The sequence below is a fragment of the Microbacterium testaceum genome (genome assembly GCF_029761935.1).
GTDB classification, from domain to species: domain Bacteria; phylum Actinomycetota; class Actinomycetes; order Actinomycetales; family Microbacteriaceae; genus Microbacterium; species Microbacterium testaceum_A.
Window position 1 is genome coordinate 84,776 of the sequence record NZ_CP121699.1, and the last position, 17,927, is coordinate 102,702.

A 17,927-nucleotide genomic window follows, 5' to 3' on the forward strand; every position below is an offset into this window, starting at 1 on the left:
TCGCCCGGTGCCTTCCGCCAGCAGGACAACGCCTGAACATCTCACGGCGCTCGCCGAAGCTCCGCTAGGCTGACCCCACAAGTCCACACCGGCCCCATGATCGATGCGGGAGAGCTCCGGCGAACGCAGCCGGGCACCGAAGGAGCAAGCCTCCCCGCCAATCTCTCAGGTACGCGTACCGCGTCGATCGGGCCACTCTGGAAAGAGGTTCGGGATGCCACGTCCCCGAGCCCGCCGACGGTGAAAGCCGCGCGATCCGCGCGGTGAAACTCTCAGGCCCATGACAGAGGGGGAGTTCTTCAGGCGCCGTCCGGCGTCTGTCCGTCATCGCGAACGGCAGAACTCATGACCGAAACCCCCGCTCCACCGCGCACCTCCCCGCTGAACGATCGGCACGAGGCCCTCGGCGCCTCGTTCACCGACTTCGGCGGCTGGAACATGCCCGTGCGCTACACCTCCGACCTCGCCGAGCACCGCGCCGTGCGCGAGGCCGCGGGCCTGTTCGACATCTCGCACATGGCCGAGTTCCGCGTCGAGGGAGAGAAAGCGGCCGCGTTCCTCGACTACGTGCTCGCCGGCCGCCTGTCGACCATGAAGATCGGCAAGGCCAAGTACTCGCTCGTGCTCGCCGAGAGCGGCGGCATCGTCGACGATGTCATCGTCTACCGCCTGGGGGAGCAGAGCTTCCTCGTCATCTCGAATGCCGGCAATCGGGATGCCGTGGCCTCGGCGTTCGACCTGGCTCAGCGCACGTGGGTCCCCGCGCCAGCGACCGAGGTCCCGGAGCCTGTCGAAGGGACCGGAACCCTCGCGGTGGCCGACGTCACCGACGACTACGCCCTCATCGCCCTGCAGGGCCCCGAGGCCCGCGGCATCCTGAACTCCACCCCGGGAGTCGAGATCACCGGCACCGCCCTCGACGAGCTGGGCTATTACGCCTGGACCGAGGGCACCTTCGACGGGGCGCCACTGTTCGTCGCCCGCACCGGGTACACCGGCGAAGACGGCTACGAGCTCATGATCCCCACCGCGCAGGCCGCCGCCCTGTGGGATGCCGCTCTCACCGCGGGCACCGACCGGGGCCTCGTGCCGTGCGGTCTCGCCGCGCGCGACACCCTGCGCCTCGAGGCCGGCATGCCGCTGTACGGCCACGAGCTCTCGCGCGACATCGTCCCCGCACAGGCGGGTCTCGGCCGCGTCGTCGCCGTCGACAAAGAAGCGTTCGTCGGCAAGGACGGCCTGTCGTCCGGCCCCGCCGACGCCCCCGTGCTCGTCGGCCTCGTCTCGGAGGGACGTCGCGCCGGTCGCGCGGGCTACGCCGTCCTGCACGGCGACGACACCGTCGGCGAGATCACCAGCGGCGCCCTCAGCCCCACCCTCGGCCACCCCGTGGCCATGGCGTTCGTCGCACCCGCGGCATCCGCCATCGGAACCGAACTGTCCATCGACGTGCGCGGAACCCGTATCCCCGCGACCGTCACCGCCCTTCCCTTCTATCGGAGAAACGCATGACCGACCTCACCGCCCTCAGCTACACCTCCGAGCACGAGTGGATCGCCCTCGAGGGTGACATCGCCACCGTCGGCATCACCGACTTCGCCGCCGACAAGCTCGGTGACGTCGTCTTCGTCGAGCTGCCCGGCGCCGACTCGGCCGTCTCGGCCGGCGACGTCTGCGGCGAGATCGAGTCGACCAAGTCTGTCGGCGAGCTCTACGCGCCCCTGAACGGCACGGTGGTCGAGGTCAATGACGCCGTGGTCGACGACCCTTCGTTGGTGAACGCCGAGCCCTTCGCCGGCGGGTGGCTCATCAAGATTCGCGTCGAGGGCGATCTTCCCTCCGACCTGCTCGACCGCGCCGCTTACGAGGACCTCACCGCATGACCTCCGTCCTCCCTCCCCGCACGGATGCCGGGACCCCGGCCGCCTTCACCGACCGCCACATCGGCATCGGTGCCGGCGCTCAGGCGCACATGCTCGAGGTGGTCGGCTACGACAGCGTCGAGGCGCTCGTCGAGACCGCCGTCCCGGCCTCGATCCACGTGCAGGCCCGCGCCACGAGCGCGATTCCGACCGCGGCCACCGAGGCCGAGGCCCTGGCGGAACTGCGGGAGCTGGCATCCGCCAACCGCTCCGCCCGCCCCATGATCGGTCTCGGCTACTACGACACCTTCACGCCGTCGGTGATCGCGCGGAATGTCCTCGAGAACCCGTCGTGGTACACCGCCTACACGCCGTATCAGCCCGAGATCTCGCAGGGCCGGCTCGAGGCGCTCATCAATTTCCAGACGATGGTGACCGACCTCACCGGGCTCGCGACGGCGAACGCATCGATGCTCGATGAGTCCACCGCGGTCGTCGAGGGCATGCTCGTCGCCCGCCGCGCGTCGAAGGCGAAGACCGACCTCTTCCTGGTCGACGTCGACGCCCTGCCCCAGACCAAGGCGCTGCTGCACCACCGCGCCGCGGCCGTCGGCATCCGCGTCGTCGAGACCTCGTACGAGGGGGATCTGCCCGAGGCGTTCGGCGCCTTCGTGCAGTACCCCGGTGCGACCGGTCGTATCTGGGACTTCTCGACCGTGGCCGAGACGGTGCACGCCGCGGGCGGCCTCGTCGTGGCCGCCGCCGACCTGCTCGCCCTGACCCTGCTGCGCTCGCCCGGCTCGCTCGGCGCCGACGTCGCGGTGGGCACGACCCAGCGTTTCGGCGTGCCGCTCGGCTTCGGCGGACCCCACGCGGGCTACATGGCCGTGCGCGCGGGCCTCGAGCGTCAGCTGCCCGGCCGCCTGGTCGGCGTGTCGCAGGATGCCGTGGGCGCCCCCGCCTACCGCCTGTCACTGCAGACTCGGGAGCAGCACATCCGCCGCGAGAAGGCGACCTCGAACATCTGCACCGCGCAGGTGCTGCTGGCCGTGATGGCGGCGATGTACGCGGTGTACCACGGTCCCGACGGACTCCGCGCGATCGCGATGCAGGTCGCGCGCAAGGCCGACGCCCTGGCATCCGCTCTGCGCTCCTCCGACCTGACTCTCACGAGCGACGCCTTCTTCGACACGGTGCGCGTGCACGTGCCGGGGCGCGCGCAGGACGTGATCGACCGCGCCCGCGAGCGCGGATATCAGCTGCTCTGGGTCGACGACGCGACGGTCGGCGTCTCGGTCGATGAGACGACGACGGATGCCGATGTCTCGGTCATCCTCGACGCCTTCGGCCTCGCCACGGAATTGCTGCCCGAGGGCGAGGCGCTGCGCGGGATCGATGCGGCCCTGCACCGTGACGACGCCTTCCTCACGCACCCCGTCTTCCACGCGCACCGCAGCGAGACGGCGATGATGCGGTACCTGAAGACCCTCGCCGACCGCGACTACGCGCTCGATCGCGGCATGATCCCGCTGGGCTCGTGCACGATGAAGCTGAACGCGGCCACCGAGATGGCGGCGGTGTCGTGGCCGGAGTTCTCGCGGGTGCACCCCTTCGCCCCCGAGGCCGACGTCCACGGCTACCTCGAGATGATCGAGCAGCTCGAGCGCTGGCTCGCCGAGGTGACCGGCTACGACGCGGTCTCTCTGCAGCCGAACGCCGGGTCGCAGGGCGAGCTCGCAGGCCTCCTCGCGATCCGCGGTTACCACCTCGCGAACGGGGACACCGAGCGCACGGTGTGCCTCATCCCGTCGTCGGCGCACGGCACGAACGCCGCCTCGGCGATCCTCGCGGGCATGAAGGTCGTCGTCGTCGCGTGCGACGAGGCTGGCAACGTCGACCTCGGCGACCTGCGCGCGAAGATCGCGCAGCACGCCGCGGAGCTTTCGGCGCTCATGATCACGTACCCCTCGACCCACGGGGTGTACGAGCACGACGTGCTCGAGATCACGCAGGCCGTGCACGACGCCGGCGGACAGGTCTACGTCGACGGCGCCAACCTCAACGCGCTGCTGGGCTTCGCCCGCTTCGGCGACCTCGGCGGCGACGTGTCGCACCTCAACCTGCACAAGACGTTCGCCATCCCGCACGGTGGCGGTGGACCCGGCGTGGGCCCGGTCGCGGCGAAGGCGCACCTCGCGCCGTACCTGCCGTCGCACCCGTTCTCGCAGCGGGCTGATCACGCCGGCGGCGTGTTCGACGGTGGCCCCGTGTCGGCAGCTCCCCACGGCTCTGCCGGCATCCTGCCCATCTCCTGGGCGTACGTGCGCATGATGGGCGCCGAGGGGCTGCGTCAGGCGACGGCCGCCGCCGTGCTCTCGGCGAACTACATCGCCACGCGCCTGCGCGAGCACTACCCGGTGCTGTACGCCGGTGAGGGCGGACTCGTCGCGCACGAGTGCATCCTCGACCTGCGTCCCCTCAAGGAGCAGACCGGCGTCACCGTCGACGACGTGGCCAAGCGCCTCATCGACTACGGCTTCCACGCCCCGACGATGTCGTTCCCGGTCGCCGGCACCCTGATGGTCGAGCCGACCGAGAGCGAAGACCTCGCCGAGCTTGATCGTTTCGTCGATGCCATGATCGCGATCAAGCAGGAGGCCCTGGCGGTCGCCGCGGGGGAGTGGCCCGCCGACGACAACCCGCTGGTCAACGCCCCGCACACCGCCGAGACGGTCGTGGTGGGCGAGTGGGAGCACCCGTACTCGCGCGAGACCGCGGTGTACCCGACCCGCTCGCTGATCCGCGGCAAGTACTGGCCCCCGGTGCGCCGCATCGACCAGGCGTACGGCGACCGCAACCTGGTCTGCTCGTGCCCGCCTCCGGAGGCGTTCGCGTAGGTCGCACGCCAACGCTCCCAGTTCGCGATAAACGCCCCGCCGAGCGAGACACGCCGCGCCACCGCGTGTTTCACTCGCGAGGGCGTTTATCGCGGGCACAGCGGTGGGTCTCGGCGTCCGGGGTCGGCGCCGCGCGTGTCCGGTCGCACCCGGCGGACCGGGAGATCCTCAGGGGGCGTTTAGTAAAGTGCCCCTGTGCACCACGGGCTGAACGACGTTCCTCGACCGCTTCGACGCCGTGGCGGCCCGGGACGGGTGATCGCCCTTCTCGTCGCCGCCGGTCTCGCGTTGGCCGGTTGTTCGGCGACCGACCCCGCGCCGGTCCCCGCGAAAGAGCAGCGCACGAGCCTGACGGTCGGTGTGGTCGGCTCGCTCACGAGCTTCAACGCCGCCAGCGCGACCGGGGACACCGCGGCGAACCGCGCGGTGTCGGCCCTCCTCGACGAAAAGCTCGGCTCCCTCGATGGGAACCTCCAGGTCGTGCCCAACAACGGTCTCGGGCGCATCACGCGGGTCGAGGGCGACCCGCTGACCGTCAGCTACGAACTCTTCGCCGACCGCGTCTGGTCCGACGGCACTCCGGTGACCCTCGACGACCTGCTGTTCGGGTGGGCTGTCACCTCCCACTTCTTCGACGACGCCACCTACGACGCCAACGGCCAGGTCGTCTCGGGCACGCGGTACTTCGACACCGCGCTCCCCGCCGACCCCAACGCCCGCACGACGCGTCCGCGCCTCGACCGGGCGAATGACACCCTCATGCTCACCTACGACCAGCCCTTCGCCGACTGGAACCGGCAGTGGCTGCTCGACCGCCCGGTCCACGTCGTCGCGCAGCGGGCGGGCGTGAGCGTCAAGGATCTGCTCACCGCGATCCTCACGGCGCCGGAGGGCGACCCTCAGGCTCCGGCGGCTCCGAATCCGGTGCTGGCTGCGGCAGCGCAGGCGTGGAACACTGGATTCGACGTCGCTCCGGGAACGACGCCCGACCCGGCCGGTGTCGTGTCGTCGGGCCCGTGGACGGTCTCGGAGATCACGGCCGACACGATCCAATTGGCCCGTCGGGACAGCTACCAAGGGGCGCACTTCCCGGGTCTCGAGGGGCTGACGGTCCGGTTCTTCCCCGATCGCGCGGCGCAGCTGTCGGCGATCGAAGCGGGAACGGTCGACGTGGCCAACGTCGGCGATCTCGATGTCGCGGAGCGCAAGACCCTGACCGATGCCGGGTTCAACGTCCAGGTCGGGCCCACCTCCGAGACGCTTCAACTCCGGTTCGCCACGACGGCGGCATCCGATCTCCGTCAGGCGACGACGCTGTCGCTCGATCGGGCCTCGCTCGTCCAGGACGTGCTGGGTGCCGTGCGTCCGGACGCCCAGCCCCTCCAGTCGTTCCTGTCGTCTCCGGCGACCGGGCAGCTGTACAACGACCTGGTCTCGGGGAACGGCGCTCCCGGCATGGGGGCCGACGTGAACGGCGCGCGCTCCGCGCTGAACGACCGGGCGGCCGTGCTCCGCGTCGCCTACGACACGACCGATCCGACGGCGTCGCTGGTGTTCCCGCGCCTCGTTTCGATGGCCGCCAAGGCCGGGATCGCGGTCCGCGCCGCCACCGCGACGGAGATTCCGGATGCCACCCTCTCGTGGGTCGGCGAGGATGAGAGCCTCTACCGGTCGGCGCGTGACCGCATTGCGGAGGGAATCGACGGCGGCGACACCGAAGAGCTTTTCGACGACCTCACCACGCACACCGACCCCGTCGACGTGCTATCGGAGGCGAAGCTCATCGACCGATCGCTGTTCGCCGCGTACGCGGGTGTGCCTCTGCTCGAGCGCACGGGCGCCGTGGTCAGCGCCGCGGGCGTCGGGGGAGTGACGTACACCTCCGAGCCCAACGGGCTGCCCCCGGCGTTCTGGACCTGGTCGCCGCCCCAGTCCTGACAGTCAGGGCGTCGGCGACGGCGCGGGGGTCGGGGCGAAGATCCCCGGCCACCAGGCCGCGGCGAGCGGGTACCCCACGAAAGCGACGATGTCGATGACCGTGTGTGCGATCACCAGGGGCATCACCCGCCCCCATCGCTTGTAGCACCAGCCGAAGACGAGCCCCATGACGACGTTCCCCAGCGCCGAGGGCCACCCCTGATAGAGGTGGTAGCTGCCGCGCAGCAGGGCGGTCGACACGATGATCCACGTCCACGACCAGCCGAGCCGGCGGAGACGGTCGAAGAGGAATCCGAGGAAGATCACCTCTTCGGTGAGGCCGGCGCGCAGTGCCGCGAGGACCAGCAGCGCGATCACCCACCACGACGAGTCCAGGGGAGCGGGGATCACCGCGATGCTCTGCCCGAGAGCGCGGCCGATCGCGTAGACACCGATACCGGGCGCGCCGATGAGGACGACGAGCAGGAGACCCCGCGCGGAGTCACCTCCGAAGCGGCGGAAGTCCAGCCCGATGCGGCGGAGCGCGTTGTTCGTCGGCTCCCATAGGAGGTAGACCGCCAGGGCCACGAGCGCCAGGGAGAAGAAGATGTCGAGGAACTGGTAGATCGCGTCCCACACCGGCTCGGCGCTGCGCGATGGATTCAGCTGCGTCTGCTGCTGCGAGATGGGTGCGCGGGTGGCGGCGCGGATGAACGAGACCACCGAGTAGATCGCCGACTGGCCGACGCTGACGAGCAGCACGATCCCGATCTCCCAGCCGAGACGGCGGCGGAGGTAGGTGTCCGAGCGCTTCAGCGTCGGAGGATACGTCCAGTCCGCTGGGACCTGCAGCCGGGTGCGCTTGTCAGATTGCTCCATCGAGAGCCTCTCGAGTAAATGCTGTGTAACGTTTTTCAGAGGAGTTTGGGGCACCTGGGTAAACGTGCCTAGTGTGTTCTCATCCTGCCCGACGGATCTTTGACGCGCCTTGTGCTGCGTGGAAGCCCTGCGCGGGCGATGATCATCCCTTCCCTGGAGGAACTGTGAAGCGCAACAAGATTGCCCTCTCCGGTCTCGCCCTGCTGGGAGCTGTCGGGCTCATGCTCGCCGGCTGCTCGGGCGGCGGAGACAATGGCGGCTCGTCATCAGGCGGCGACGCCTCGGCGATCATTCGGACGAACGGCTCCGAGCCGCAGAACCCGCTGATCCCGACCAACACCAACGAGGTCGGTGGAGGAAAGATCCTCGACTCGATCTTCGCGGGTCTGGTCTACTACGACGGAACCGGCGCCCCGGTCAACGACATGGCGGAGTCCATCGTCACCAACGACCCCCAGAACCTCACGGTGACCCTGAAGAAGGGTCAGAAGTTCACGGACGGCACCGAGGTCAAGGCCGACAACTTCATCAAGGCGTGGAACTACGGCGCCCAGCTGTCGAACAACCAGGTGAGCAGCTCGTTCTTCGAGGACATCGTCGGATTCAGCTACGACGCTGACTCCGAGCTGACCGGTCTGAAGAAGGTCGACGATTACACCTTCACCATCGCCCTCTCCAAGCCCGCCGCCGACTTCGCGCTGCGCCTGGGCTACTCGGCGTTCTTCCCGCTGCCCGACGTCGCGTTCACCGACATGGCTGCGTTCGGCGAGAACCCGATCGGCAACGGCCCCTACAAGCTCAAGGGCGACGGCGCCTGGCAGCACAACGTGCAGATCGACCTCGTCAAGAACGACGACTACCAGGGCGGTCGCACGGTCAAGAACGGCGGTCTCTCGATCGTCTTCTACGCCACCCAGGATGCCGCGTACGCCGACCTCCTCGGCGGCAACGTCGACGTGATCGACGGTGTCCCCTCGTCGTCGCTGGCCACCTTCACCTCCGACCTGGGCGACCGTGCGGTCAACCAGCCGGCCGCGATCTTCCAGTCGTTCACGATCCCCGAGCGTCTCGCGCACTTCAGCGGCGACGAGGGCAAGCTCCGTCGTCAGGCCATCTCGATGGCCATCAACCGCGACGAGATCACCAAGACGATCTTCCAGGGCTCGCGCACCCCGGCCAGCGACTTCACCTCGCCGGTCATCGCCGGATGGTCCGACTCCCTCACGGGCGCCGACGTCCTGAAGTACAACGCGGACAAGGCGAAGCAGCTGTGGGCCCAGGCCGACGCCATCTCGCCGTGGAGCGGCTCGCTGCAGATCGCGTACAACGCCGACGGTGGACACCAGTCCTGGGTCGACGCTGTGACGAACTCGCTCAAGAACACCCTGGGCATCGACTCCTCGGGTGCTCCGTACCCGACGTTCAAGGAACTGCGCTCGGCGGTCACCAACCGCAGCATCGAGACCACGTTCCGTTCGGGCTGGCAGGCCGACTACCCCGGTGCGTACAACTTCCTCGCGCCGCTGTACGCGACGGGCGCCTCGTCGAACGACGGTGACTACTCGAACCCCCAGTTCGACGCGCAGATCACGGCCGGCATCGCCGAGACCGATCTGGGCACGCAGAACGCCGACTTCGCCAAGGCTCAGGAGATCCTGCTGAAGGACCTCCCGGCCATCCCGCTCTGGTACTCGAACGTCACCGGCGGCTTCGCCGACGGCGTGAACAACGTCCAGTTCGGCTGGAACTCGGTTCCGCTGTACTACGAGATCACGAAGTAACCCTTCCGATCTCACCCGCGAGGCGGTGACGGATTCGTCACCGCCTCGCGGTCTGCCCGCCAGGCCTCATCACGACGTGTGATAGAACGGCACGGGTCCTTTTCGGCCCGTGCCCCCCCACAAAACGTCTGATGAGGCGTTTCCCACGTTCGAAAAGAGAGCGGATGCTCGGCTACATCCTCAGACGTCTGCTGCAGGTGCTCCCCGTATTCTTCGGGGCCACGCTGCTGATCTACTTCATGGTCTTCGCCATGCCGGGGGACCCGATCCTCGGCCTCTTCGGCGACAAGACCCCCGCGCCCCAGGTCGTCGAAGCCCTGCGGGCCCAGTACCACCTCGACCAGCCCTTCATCGTCCAGTACTTCCTGTACCTGGGCGGGATCTTCCAGGGGGACCTGGGAACGACCTTCTCGGGTCAGTCCGTCAACGAGGTGCTCGCCCGCACGCTCCCCGTGACGGCGCGCCTGGCCGTCATGGCTCTGCTCATCGAGTTCGTGCTCGCCGTCGTCGTCGGCACCATCTCGGCGATCCGCAAGGGCAAGCTGTTCGACAACGTCGCGCTCATCATCGCCCTGCTGTTCGTCGCGCTGCCGATCTTCGTGGCGTGCTTCCTCGCGCAGTACTTCCTCGCCATCCAGCTGGGATGGTTCCGTCCCACGGTGGGCGCCCAGAACAACTGGGGTGATCTGCTGCTGCCGGCCATCGTGCTCGGTTTCAGCCTGTTCGCGACGAGCATGCGCCTCATGCGCGGGTCGGTCATCGACACGCTCAACCAGGACTGGGTGCGCACCGCGTACTCGAAGGGCCTCTCGCGTCGCCGCGTGATCCCCGTGCACGTGCTGCGCAACTCGCTCATCCCCGTCATCACGAACTCCGCGACGAACTTCGGTGTGCTCCTCGTCGGCGCCACCGTGACCGAGGGCATCTTCAACATCCCCGGTGTCGGTAACACGCTCTACCAGGCCACCATCCGCGGTGAGGGCCCCACGGTGGTGTCGTTCGTGACCGTCTTCGTCATCATCTACGTGCTGGTCAACCTCGTCGTCGACCTCCTGTACGGCCTTCTCGACCCGAGGATCCGCTATGTCAAGTAGTCAGTTCCCGGCGCCCCACTACGTCGCGCCGATCAAGACCGAGACCATCTCGGTCGACGCCGTCCGCGTCGCCGCCCGCAAGAGCAACCTGTGGCTCGACGCGTGGCGCGACCTCCGTCGTCGCCCCACCTTCTGGATCGCCCTGGTCGTCATGGCCATCGTGATCCTGATGGCCGCGTTCCCGACCCTGTTCACGCAGGTGCCGCCCGACAACGACTGCCAGCTGTCCAACAGCAACGGCGGTCCCACGGCGGGACACATCCTGGGCTTCACGTTCCAGGGGTGCGACACGTTCTCGCGCATCGTGTGGGGTGCCCGCACCTCGCTGTCGGTGGGCCTGCTGGCCACCGCGATCGGCACGATCATCGGCCTGATCATGGGCGCCCTGTCGGGGTTCTACGGCGGATGGCTCGACGCGGTCATCTCGCGCGTCGGCGACATCTTCTTCTCGATCCCCTACATCCTCGCGGCCATTGTCGTGATGAGCGTGTTCTCGCAGTACCGCAACGTCCTCACCCTGGCGTTCGCGATCGGCGGGTTCGCGTGGGCATCGACGGCCCGTGTCGTGCGCGCCGAGGTTCTGCGCGTGCGCCAGGCCGATTACGTGGCAGCCTCGCAGGCGCTCGGACAGACGCGTTTCCGCACGCTGCTGACCCACGTCATCCCGAACGCCATCGCCCCGCTCCTCGTGGTCACCACGATCAGCCTCGCCGCGGCGATCGTCGCGGAGGCGACCCTGTCGTTCCTCGGCGTCGGCCTCGGCGGCAGCACCATGTCGTGGGGGAACGACATCAGCCAGGCGCAGCAGTCGCTGCGCATCGCGCCCATGGCGCTGATCTGGCCGTCGATCGCCCTGACCGTCACGGTTCTGGCCTTCATCCTGCTGGGCGAGCTCATCCGAGACGCCATCGACCCGAGAGCGAGGGCCCGCCGATGAGCGACGCCACCCAGACGCCGCTGCTGTCCGTCCGCGACCTCAAGGTCGCGTTCGAGGGAGAAGGCGGAACGCGCGAGGTCCTCCACGGAGTCAGCCTCGACGTCTTCCCCGGTCAGACGGTCGCCATCGTGGGCGAGTCGGGTTCGGGCAAGTCGACGACCGCCTCCGCGGTCATCGGTCTGCTCCCGGGCACCGGGCACGTCACCGGCGGCAGCATCACGCTCGACGGGCGCGAGCTGACCGACCTCACCTCGCGACAGTTCGAGTCGGTCCGAGGCAAGGACATCGGCTACGTCCCCCAGGACCCGATGTCGAACCTCAACCCGGTGTGGAGCATCGGCTTCCAGGTCAAGGAGGCGATCCGCGCGAATGGCATCGCCACCGGTCGCAAAGAGGTCGAGAAGCGCGCGATCGAGGTGCTGAAGCAGGCTGGTCTCGCCGACGCGGAGCGTCGACTGCACCAGTACCCGCACCAGTTCTCGGGCGGTATGCGCCAGCGCGCGCTGATCGGTATCGGCCTCGCCGCCGACCCGAAGCTGCTGATCGCCGACGAGCCGACCTCGGCCCTCGACGTGACCGTGCAGCGCGTGATCCTCGATCACATGGCATCCCTCACGCGTGAGCGGGGGACCTCGGTGCTGCTCATCACGCACGACCTGGGTCTGGCCGCCGAGCGCGCCGACACCATCGTCGTGATGAACCAGGGCGAGATCGTCGAGTCGGGTCCCAGCCGCGAGATCCTCGAGAACCCGCGGCACCCGTACACCCAGCGCCTCGTCGCCGCCGCGCCCAGCATCGCGTCGCAGCGCATCCAGGCGAAGGTCGAAGACCGCGGCATCCTGCGCGAGTCCGACATCGACGCTCCCGCGACGGTCAAGGTCACCGACCTCGTCAAGGAGTACAAGATCCGCCAGGGCGGGTTCCGCAGCGAGCAGTTCCGCGCCGTCGACGGGGTCTCGTTCGAGATTCCGCGCGGCAAGACGTTGGCGCTGGTGGGGGAGTCGGGCTCGGGCAAGTCGACGATCGCGAAGATGGTCCTCAAGCTCGAGGACCCGACCTCGGGCTCGATCGAGGTCGACGGGGTCAACACCGGCAAGCTGAGCGCGAAGGACACCTTCAACCTGCGCCGCCGGATGCAGCCGGTCTTCCAGGACCCGTACGGGTCGCTCGATCCGCTGCGCAGTATCGGCAACCTCATCGCCGAGCCGCTCAACATCCACAAGGTGGGCGACAACGCGTCGCGTCGAGCCCGTGTGGAGGAGTTGCTCGAGCAGGTCGCGCTTCCGCAGGAGCTGGCATCCCGCTATCCGAACGAGCTGTCCGGCGGACAGCGCCAGCGTGTCGCCATCGCGCGCGCGCTCGCGCTCAAGCCCGACATCCTCGTGCTCGACGAGGCCGTGTCGGCCCTCGACGTGCTGGTGCAGGCGCAGATCCTCCAGCTGCTGGCGGAGCTGCAGTCCGAGCTCGGTCTGACCTACTTGTTCATCACGCACGACCTCGCCGTCGTCCGTGTCGCCGCCGACCTGGTGTGCGTCATGGAGCGCGGCAAGCTCGTGGAGCAGGGAACGGTCGACGAGATCTTCGCGCAGCCCTCGCAGGAGTACACGCAGCGCCTGCTCGACGCCATTCCCGGCGCCTCCCTCTCGCTGGGCGGCGCGTGACGCGCGACGAGCGCTTCCGGGGCACGGGACACCCGCGGGTGTTCCGTGCCCCGTCGTCGATCTTCGGCCTGATCCTGGGCGTGGTGCTCGCGCTCGTTCTCTTGGGGGATGCCGCGCTGCGCGCCGGGGTGGGCGAGATGCTCCTGTTGGCGCCCTGGGTGCTGTTGGCGCTGTGGGCGGTCTACGCCCTGCTGTTCGCCCCGCATGTGCGCATCGACGCCGAGGGCATCCGCATCCACAATCCTCTGCGCATCGCGGACATCGCGTGGGCGCGCGTCGCCGATATCGACATGCGCTGGCAGCTCGAGGTCCGCACCGACGAACCCCGCGTCGTGAAGGCCTTCGGCGGCCCCGTGGCGGGTCGTCCGGGTCGTCCCTCGATCCGTCGTGACGATGAGCGAGGACGGCGCGAGCCTCCCGCGATCCGCGACCTGCAGCTCATCCAGGAAGCATGGGAGACGGCGCGCCCGACCGCGTCGAAGACCGGCGTCGTCCGCCGGTCGTGGGACATTCCCTCGGTCATTTCCCTGCTGGTTCTGATCTGCTGGGTTATTATCGCTTTGTTCATCTGAGGCGGTCTCGGCTGAGCGCGATGCTGCGCTCGACGGATACCGCGGTGGCAAAGCGCCATGTAAGAGCTTTGTTACGGTCGTGAAAAGTGTGTTCCCCCGGCGCACGTTTCATGGGAAGCCGACGTAGGGTCGCTGAAGATCCTTAGCCAGGCAAACGAATAGGCGGGGATCTCGAAGGCGAGAGGACCACCATGACGCACACCCCCGACGTGTTCCGGACGGGCCCGCGCACCTCATGACGCTGTACGTTCTGCGACGGTTCCTGAACTACGCCGTCCTGAGCCTGTTGGCGACGTGCCTCGCGTACGTCCTCGGCAGCGCGCTGTTGCGACCCCAGGACCGCTTCTACGGCATGAACCCCCGGCCGCCCCAGGAGTCGATCATCGCGAGCCTCGACGCCCTCGGTGCCAACCCCGACGTGCCGATCCTCGTCCGCCTGTGGAACTGGCTGGTCAACCTGTTCACGAAGTTCTCTCTCGGCACCACCATCGGCGGCCAGGACGTGATGACCGAGATCGCGACGCGCGCCGGCACGAGCCTGCGCCTGCTGCTGATCGGCTCGCTCATCGGCGCGATCGTCGGCGTGCTCATCGGCGTGTGGGGTGCGGTGCGCCAGTACCGGGCCCCCGACCAGGTGACCACGTACGCCTCGTACCTCGTCTTCGCGACCCCCACCTTCGTCATCGGCGTGCTGCTGATGATCGGCGCGACCAACCTCAACAACGCCGCCGGAACGCAGCTCATCCGCTTCACCGGCGAGTACACCGCCGGTGTCGAGGGGTTCTGGCCGATGATCGCCGATCGGGCGGTCCACCTGCTGCTGCCGACGCTGGCGCTCGTGCTCATCAGCGCCGCGTCGTACTCGCGCTACCAGCGGAGCATGATGCTCGACGTGCTCGGTGCGGACTACATCCGCACCGCCCGCGCGAAGGGCCTGCCTCGCACGCAGGCGCTCTTCCGCCACGGCGTGCGCATCGCCCTGATCCCGATGTCGACGTTCTTCGCGTACAGCTTCGGCACGCTCATCGCCGGTTCCACCATGCTCGAGATCGTCTTCTCGTGGCGGGGCATGGGGCAGTTCCAGCTGAACGCCGTGACCCAGCAGGACATCAACGCCGTCGCCGGATCGACGCTCTTCGTCGCCGTGCTGGTGCTGTTGTCATCGACCCTGTCCGAGGTGCTCTACGCCGCACTCGACCCGAGAGTGAGGAGCTGACATGACCATGCAGGAAGAAGCCCTCGACGGAACGCTCGTCGCCACGAGCCCTGTCACCCGCGACCGCAAACCGCTGTCGCGCGGAGCGCTGGTGCGCTCGCGACTTCGCAAGATGCCCCGCTTCTGGGTGGGCGCGAGCATCCTCGTCTTCATCGTGCTGTGGGCCTTCATCGGCCCGCTGCTCTACCCCTACGACTCGACCCAGCGCGACTTCCTGAACGTGGGCCTCGGGCCGACCCAGTTGCACTGGTTCGGGACGAACGGCATCGGGCAGGACATCTACGCGCAGACGCTTGTGGGTCTGCAGAAGTCGCTCATAATCGGCGCTCTGGCGGGCATCGGCGCCACGCTCATCGCGGCGGCCGTCGGATCCCTCGCAGGCTACCTGGGCGGCAAGATCGACGCGGTCATCGGGTGGCTCATCCACCTTCTGCTCGTCATCCCGTCGTTCTTCATTCTGGTGCTGCTGAGTCCGCTGACCCGCGGACTGTCGTGGCTCGCCCTCACGTTCTTCCTCGCGGTGTTCAGCTGGATGATCCTCGCTCAGGTCGTCCGCAACCAGACCCGGTCCCTGCGCAACCGCGACTTCGTGCGCGCGGCGCGGTACATGGGCATGCCGACCCGGCAGATCCTCGGCCGCCACATCATCCCCAACATCGCGTCGCTGCTCATCATCGACGCGACCCTCGGCATCGTCGCGGCCATCATGGCCGAGACCTCGCTCAGCTACTTCGGTTTCGGCGTCCAGGCGCCCGACGTCTCGCTCGGCACGCTGCTCGCGTCGGGGACGTCGGCCGCGGTGACCCGCCCGTGGCTGTTCGTGTACCCCGCCGGCGTGCTGATCGTGCTGCTCCTGGCCATCAGCCTCATCGGCGACGCCCTGCGCGACGCCATCGACCCCACCTCGGGAGCGAACCGTGACTGACACTCGATCCGCCACCCTGCTGTCCTCGACCGGCCGCTCGCCGCTGCTGTCGGTCCGCGACCTCAGCGTCACCTTTCCGCAGCGCGACGGTTCTCCCGTCCGCGCCGTCCGCGGCATCTCGTACGACGTGCACGAGGGGGAGTTCCTCGGCATCGTGGGCGAGTCCGGCTCCGGCAAGAGCGTGTCGTCGCTCGCCGTGATGGGGCTGCTGCCCTCGAACGCGCAGGTCGAGGGCGACATCTTCTACGACGGTCGTTCGCTGCTCGGCATGAACGACGGGCAACTGTCGAAGATCCGCGGCGCCGAGCTCGCGATGGTCTTCCAGGACCCCCTGTCGGCTCTGACCCCGGTCTACACCGTCGGCGACCAGATCTCCGAGGGACTGCGTCTGCACGACCGCGCCCTGAGCGCACAGGCTGCGCACGCCCGCAGCGTCGAGCTGCTCAAGCTCGTCGGCATCCCGGATGCCGAGCGTCGGGCGCGCGCGTACCCTCACGAGTTCTCGGGCGGTATGCGACAGCGCGCGATGATCGCCATGGCGATCGCCAACGACCCGCGCGTGATCATCGCCGACGAGCCGACGACCGCCCTCGACGTCACCATCCAGGCGCAGATCCTCGAGGTGCTGCAGAAGGCCCGCGAGGTGACGGGCGCCGCCGTCGTGCTCATCACGCACGACCTCGGCGTCGTCGCCGGCCACGCCGACCGCGTCGCGGTCATGTACGCGGGCAAGCTCGTCGAGCGGGGCACGGTCGACGAGATCTTCCACGACCCGCACATGCCGTACACCGTGGGGCTGCTGCGCTCGGTGCCGAACATGCAGACCGCGGGCTCGCACCGACTGGTCCCGCTCGAGGGGCGCCCGCCGTCCCTCGCCTCGCTGCCCAAGGGATGCCCCTTCGCCGCGCGCTGCCCGATCGCGATCGACGCGTGTCACGACATCGAGCCCGTGCTTGAGGTGCACGGAGCGGTGCCCGACCACGTCGCGGCGTGCATCCGCTCGGGCGAGATCGCCTCCGGCGCCCTCGCGCGGCCCGATATCTTCCCGCGGCCCGAGGCTCTCGGCGAGATCCCGCCGCTCCGCCCCGACGCGACCCCCGCGGTCGAGGTCACCGATCTCGTGAAGCACTTCCCGCTGATGAAGGGCGCGGTCTTCCCGCGCCGCGTCGGCACGGTGCGCGCGGTCGACGGGATCTCGTTCTCGATCCAGCCCGGTCGCACGATGGGACTGGTGGGGGAGTCCGGCTGCGGCAAGACCACGACGATCCTCGAGATCATGGAGATGGTCGCCCCGCAGAGCGGCAGCATCCGCATCAACGGCACCGACGTGGCCACGGTGAGCCGCAAGGACAAGGCCGTGCTGCGCAAGGGCATCCAGATCGTGTTCCAGGACCCGATGGGCGCGATCGACCCGCGCCTGCCGGTGGGCGAGGTGATCACCGAGCCCCTGCTGGTCCAGGGCGTGCCGCGTGCGGAGCGCGACCGCAAGATGCGCGAGCTGCTCGATCTCGTCGGGCTGGACCCGAACATGTCGGACCGGTACCCGCACGAGTTCTCGGGCGGTCAGCGTCAGCGCATCGGCATCGCCCGCGCCCTGGCGACCGACCCCGCCGTCGTCGTCCTCGACGAGCCGGTGTCGGCCCTCGACGTGTCGATCCAGGCCGGAGTCATCAACCTGCTCGAAGACCTCAAGGAACGACTCGGCCTGTCGTTCCTCTTCGTGGCGCACGACCTCGCCGTGGTCCGCCAGATCGCCGACGACGTGTCGGTCATGTACCTCGGCCGCATCGTCGAGCAGGGTCCCGTCGACGAGGTGTTCGACGACCCGCGGCATCCCTACACGAAGGCCCTCATCTCGGCCGCGCCCATTCCCGACCCGCGCATCGAGCGGGCACGAACGCGCATCCTTCTCGACGGCGACCTCCCGAGCCCGACGCAGGAGATCTCGGGATGCCGTTTCCGCACGCGGTGCCCGCTCTACCGCCTGCTGCCCGACGCCGACCGGCGCCGGTGCGACAACGACGACCCGGGCTTGCGCTCTCAGGCGCACTCCCAGGTGGCGTGCCACTACGCCGAACGGTCCGACCTCGTCCTCGAGACGGTGTCGGCCGGCTCCCCCCGAACGTCCCCGACCGACGGCACCATGTCGCCGGGGGCCCTCCCCGATCACCAACGAGAGGATTGAT

Annotated in this window: 13 protein-coding genes and 2 riboswitches; of the genes, 12 read left to right on the plus strand and 1 reads right to left on the minus strand. The window is 68.7% G+C overall.

Translation table 11 applies throughout. From position 1 onward, the window contains the following. The first annotated feature begins 96 nt into the window (after positions 1 to 96). A riboswitch (glycine riboswitch) is annotated at positions 97 to 191 on the plus strand. After that, a riboswitch (glycine riboswitch) is annotated at positions 192 to 297 on the plus strand. A 48-nt stretch (positions 298 to 345) separates the two neighbouring features. The 4 genes from gcvT (at position 346) to QBE02_RS00380 (ending at position 6,697) form a co-directional block, all read left to right on the plus strand. Beyond that, a complete protein-coding gene (gcvT, locus tag QBE02_RS00365) occupies positions 346 to 1,512 on the plus strand; it encodes a glycine cleavage system aminomethyltransferase GcvT (RefSeq protein ID WP_279366666.1) in 1,167 nt (388 codons plus the stop codon). After that, positions 1,509 to 1,883, plus strand: a complete 375-nt coding sequence (gene gcvH / locus QBE02_RS00370) for a glycine cleavage system protein GcvH (RefSeq protein ID WP_056230424.1) — start codon at positions 1,509 to 1,511, stop codon at positions 1,881 to 1,883. The genes gcvT and gcvH overlap by 4 nt, the downstream gene beginning before the upstream one ends. Then, on the plus strand, positions 1,880 to 4,759 hold the full coding sequence (gene gcvP / locus QBE02_RS00375; protein WP_279366667.1) for an aminomethyl-transferring glycine dehydrogenase: 2,880 nt from the start codon (positions 1,880 to 1,882) through the stop codon (positions 4,757 to 4,759). The genes gcvH and gcvP overlap by 4 nt, the downstream gene beginning before the upstream one ends. 195 nt (positions 4,760 to 4,954) lie before the next feature. Next, on the plus strand, positions 4,955 to 6,697 hold the full coding sequence (locus QBE02_RS00380; RefSeq protein ID WP_279366668.1) for an ABC transporter substrate-binding protein: 1,743 nt from the start codon (positions 4,955 to 4,957) through the stop codon (positions 6,695 to 6,697). Between the two features lie 3 nt (positions 6,698 to 6,700). Here the strand turns inward: QBE02_RS00380 and QBE02_RS00385 are convergent, their stop codons facing one another. Beyond that, entirely contained in the window at positions 6,701 to 7,555 is an 855-nt protein-coding gene (locus tag QBE02_RS00385; RefSeq protein ID WP_279366669.1) for a CPBP family intramembrane glutamic endopeptidase, read from the minus strand. Between the two features lie 164 nt (positions 7,556 to 7,719). Between QBE02_RS00385 and QBE02_RS00390 the strand changes: the two genes are divergently transcribed. The 8 genes from QBE02_RS00390 to QBE02_RS00425 all read left to right on the plus strand — a co-directional run bounded on the left by QBE02_RS00390 (position 7,720) and on the right by QBE02_RS00425 (position 17,926). After that, a complete protein-coding gene (locus QBE02_RS00390; RefSeq protein WP_279366670.1) occupies positions 7,720 to 9,336 on the plus strand; it encodes a peptide ABC transporter substrate-binding protein in 1,617 nt (538 codons plus the stop codon). Between the two features lie 164 nt (positions 9,337 to 9,500). Then, positions 9,501 to 10,430, plus strand: coding sequence for an ABC transporter permease (locus QBE02_RS00395; RefSeq protein ID WP_279366671.1), 930 nt, complete (start codon positions 9,501 to 9,503; stop codon positions 10,428 to 10,430). After that, on the plus strand, positions 10,420 to 11,367 hold the full coding sequence (locus QBE02_RS00400) for an ABC transporter permease (protein WP_279366672.1): 948 nt from the start codon (positions 10,420 to 10,422) through the stop codon (positions 11,365 to 11,367). Before QBE02_RS00395 ends, QBE02_RS00400 begins: the two co-directional genes overlap by 11 nt. Then, entirely contained in the window at positions 11,364 to 13,028 is a 1,665-nt protein-coding gene (locus tag QBE02_RS00405; RefSeq protein WP_279366673.1) for an ABC transporter ATP-binding protein, read from the plus strand. Before QBE02_RS00400 ends, QBE02_RS00405 begins: the two co-directional genes overlap by 4 nt. After that, positions 13,025 to 13,600, plus strand: a complete 576-nt coding sequence (locus tag QBE02_RS00410) for a PH domain-containing protein (protein ID WP_279366674.1) — start codon at positions 13,025 to 13,027, stop codon at positions 13,598 to 13,600. The genes QBE02_RS00405 and QBE02_RS00410 overlap by 4 nt, the downstream gene beginning before the upstream one ends. 235 nt (positions 13,601 to 13,835) lie before the next feature. Then, positions 13,836 to 14,816, plus strand: coding sequence for an ABC transporter permease (locus tag QBE02_RS00415; RefSeq protein WP_279366675.1), 981 nt, complete (start codon positions 13,836 to 13,838; stop codon positions 14,814 to 14,816). Between the two features lies 1 nt (position 14,817). Further along, complete coding sequence (locus QBE02_RS00420) at positions 14,818 to 15,741, plus strand: ABC transporter permease (protein WP_056230443.1); 924 nt, start codon at positions 14,818 to 14,820, stop codon at positions 15,739 to 15,741. Then, positions 15,734 to 17,926: an ABC transporter ATP-binding protein gene (locus QBE02_RS00425; RefSeq protein WP_279366676.1), complete on the plus strand. Its 2,193-nt coding sequence runs from the start codon at positions 15,734 to 15,736 to the stop codon at positions 17,924 to 17,926. The genes QBE02_RS00420 and QBE02_RS00425 overlap by 8 nt, the downstream gene beginning before the upstream one ends. Position 17,927 lies beyond the last annotated feature (1 nt).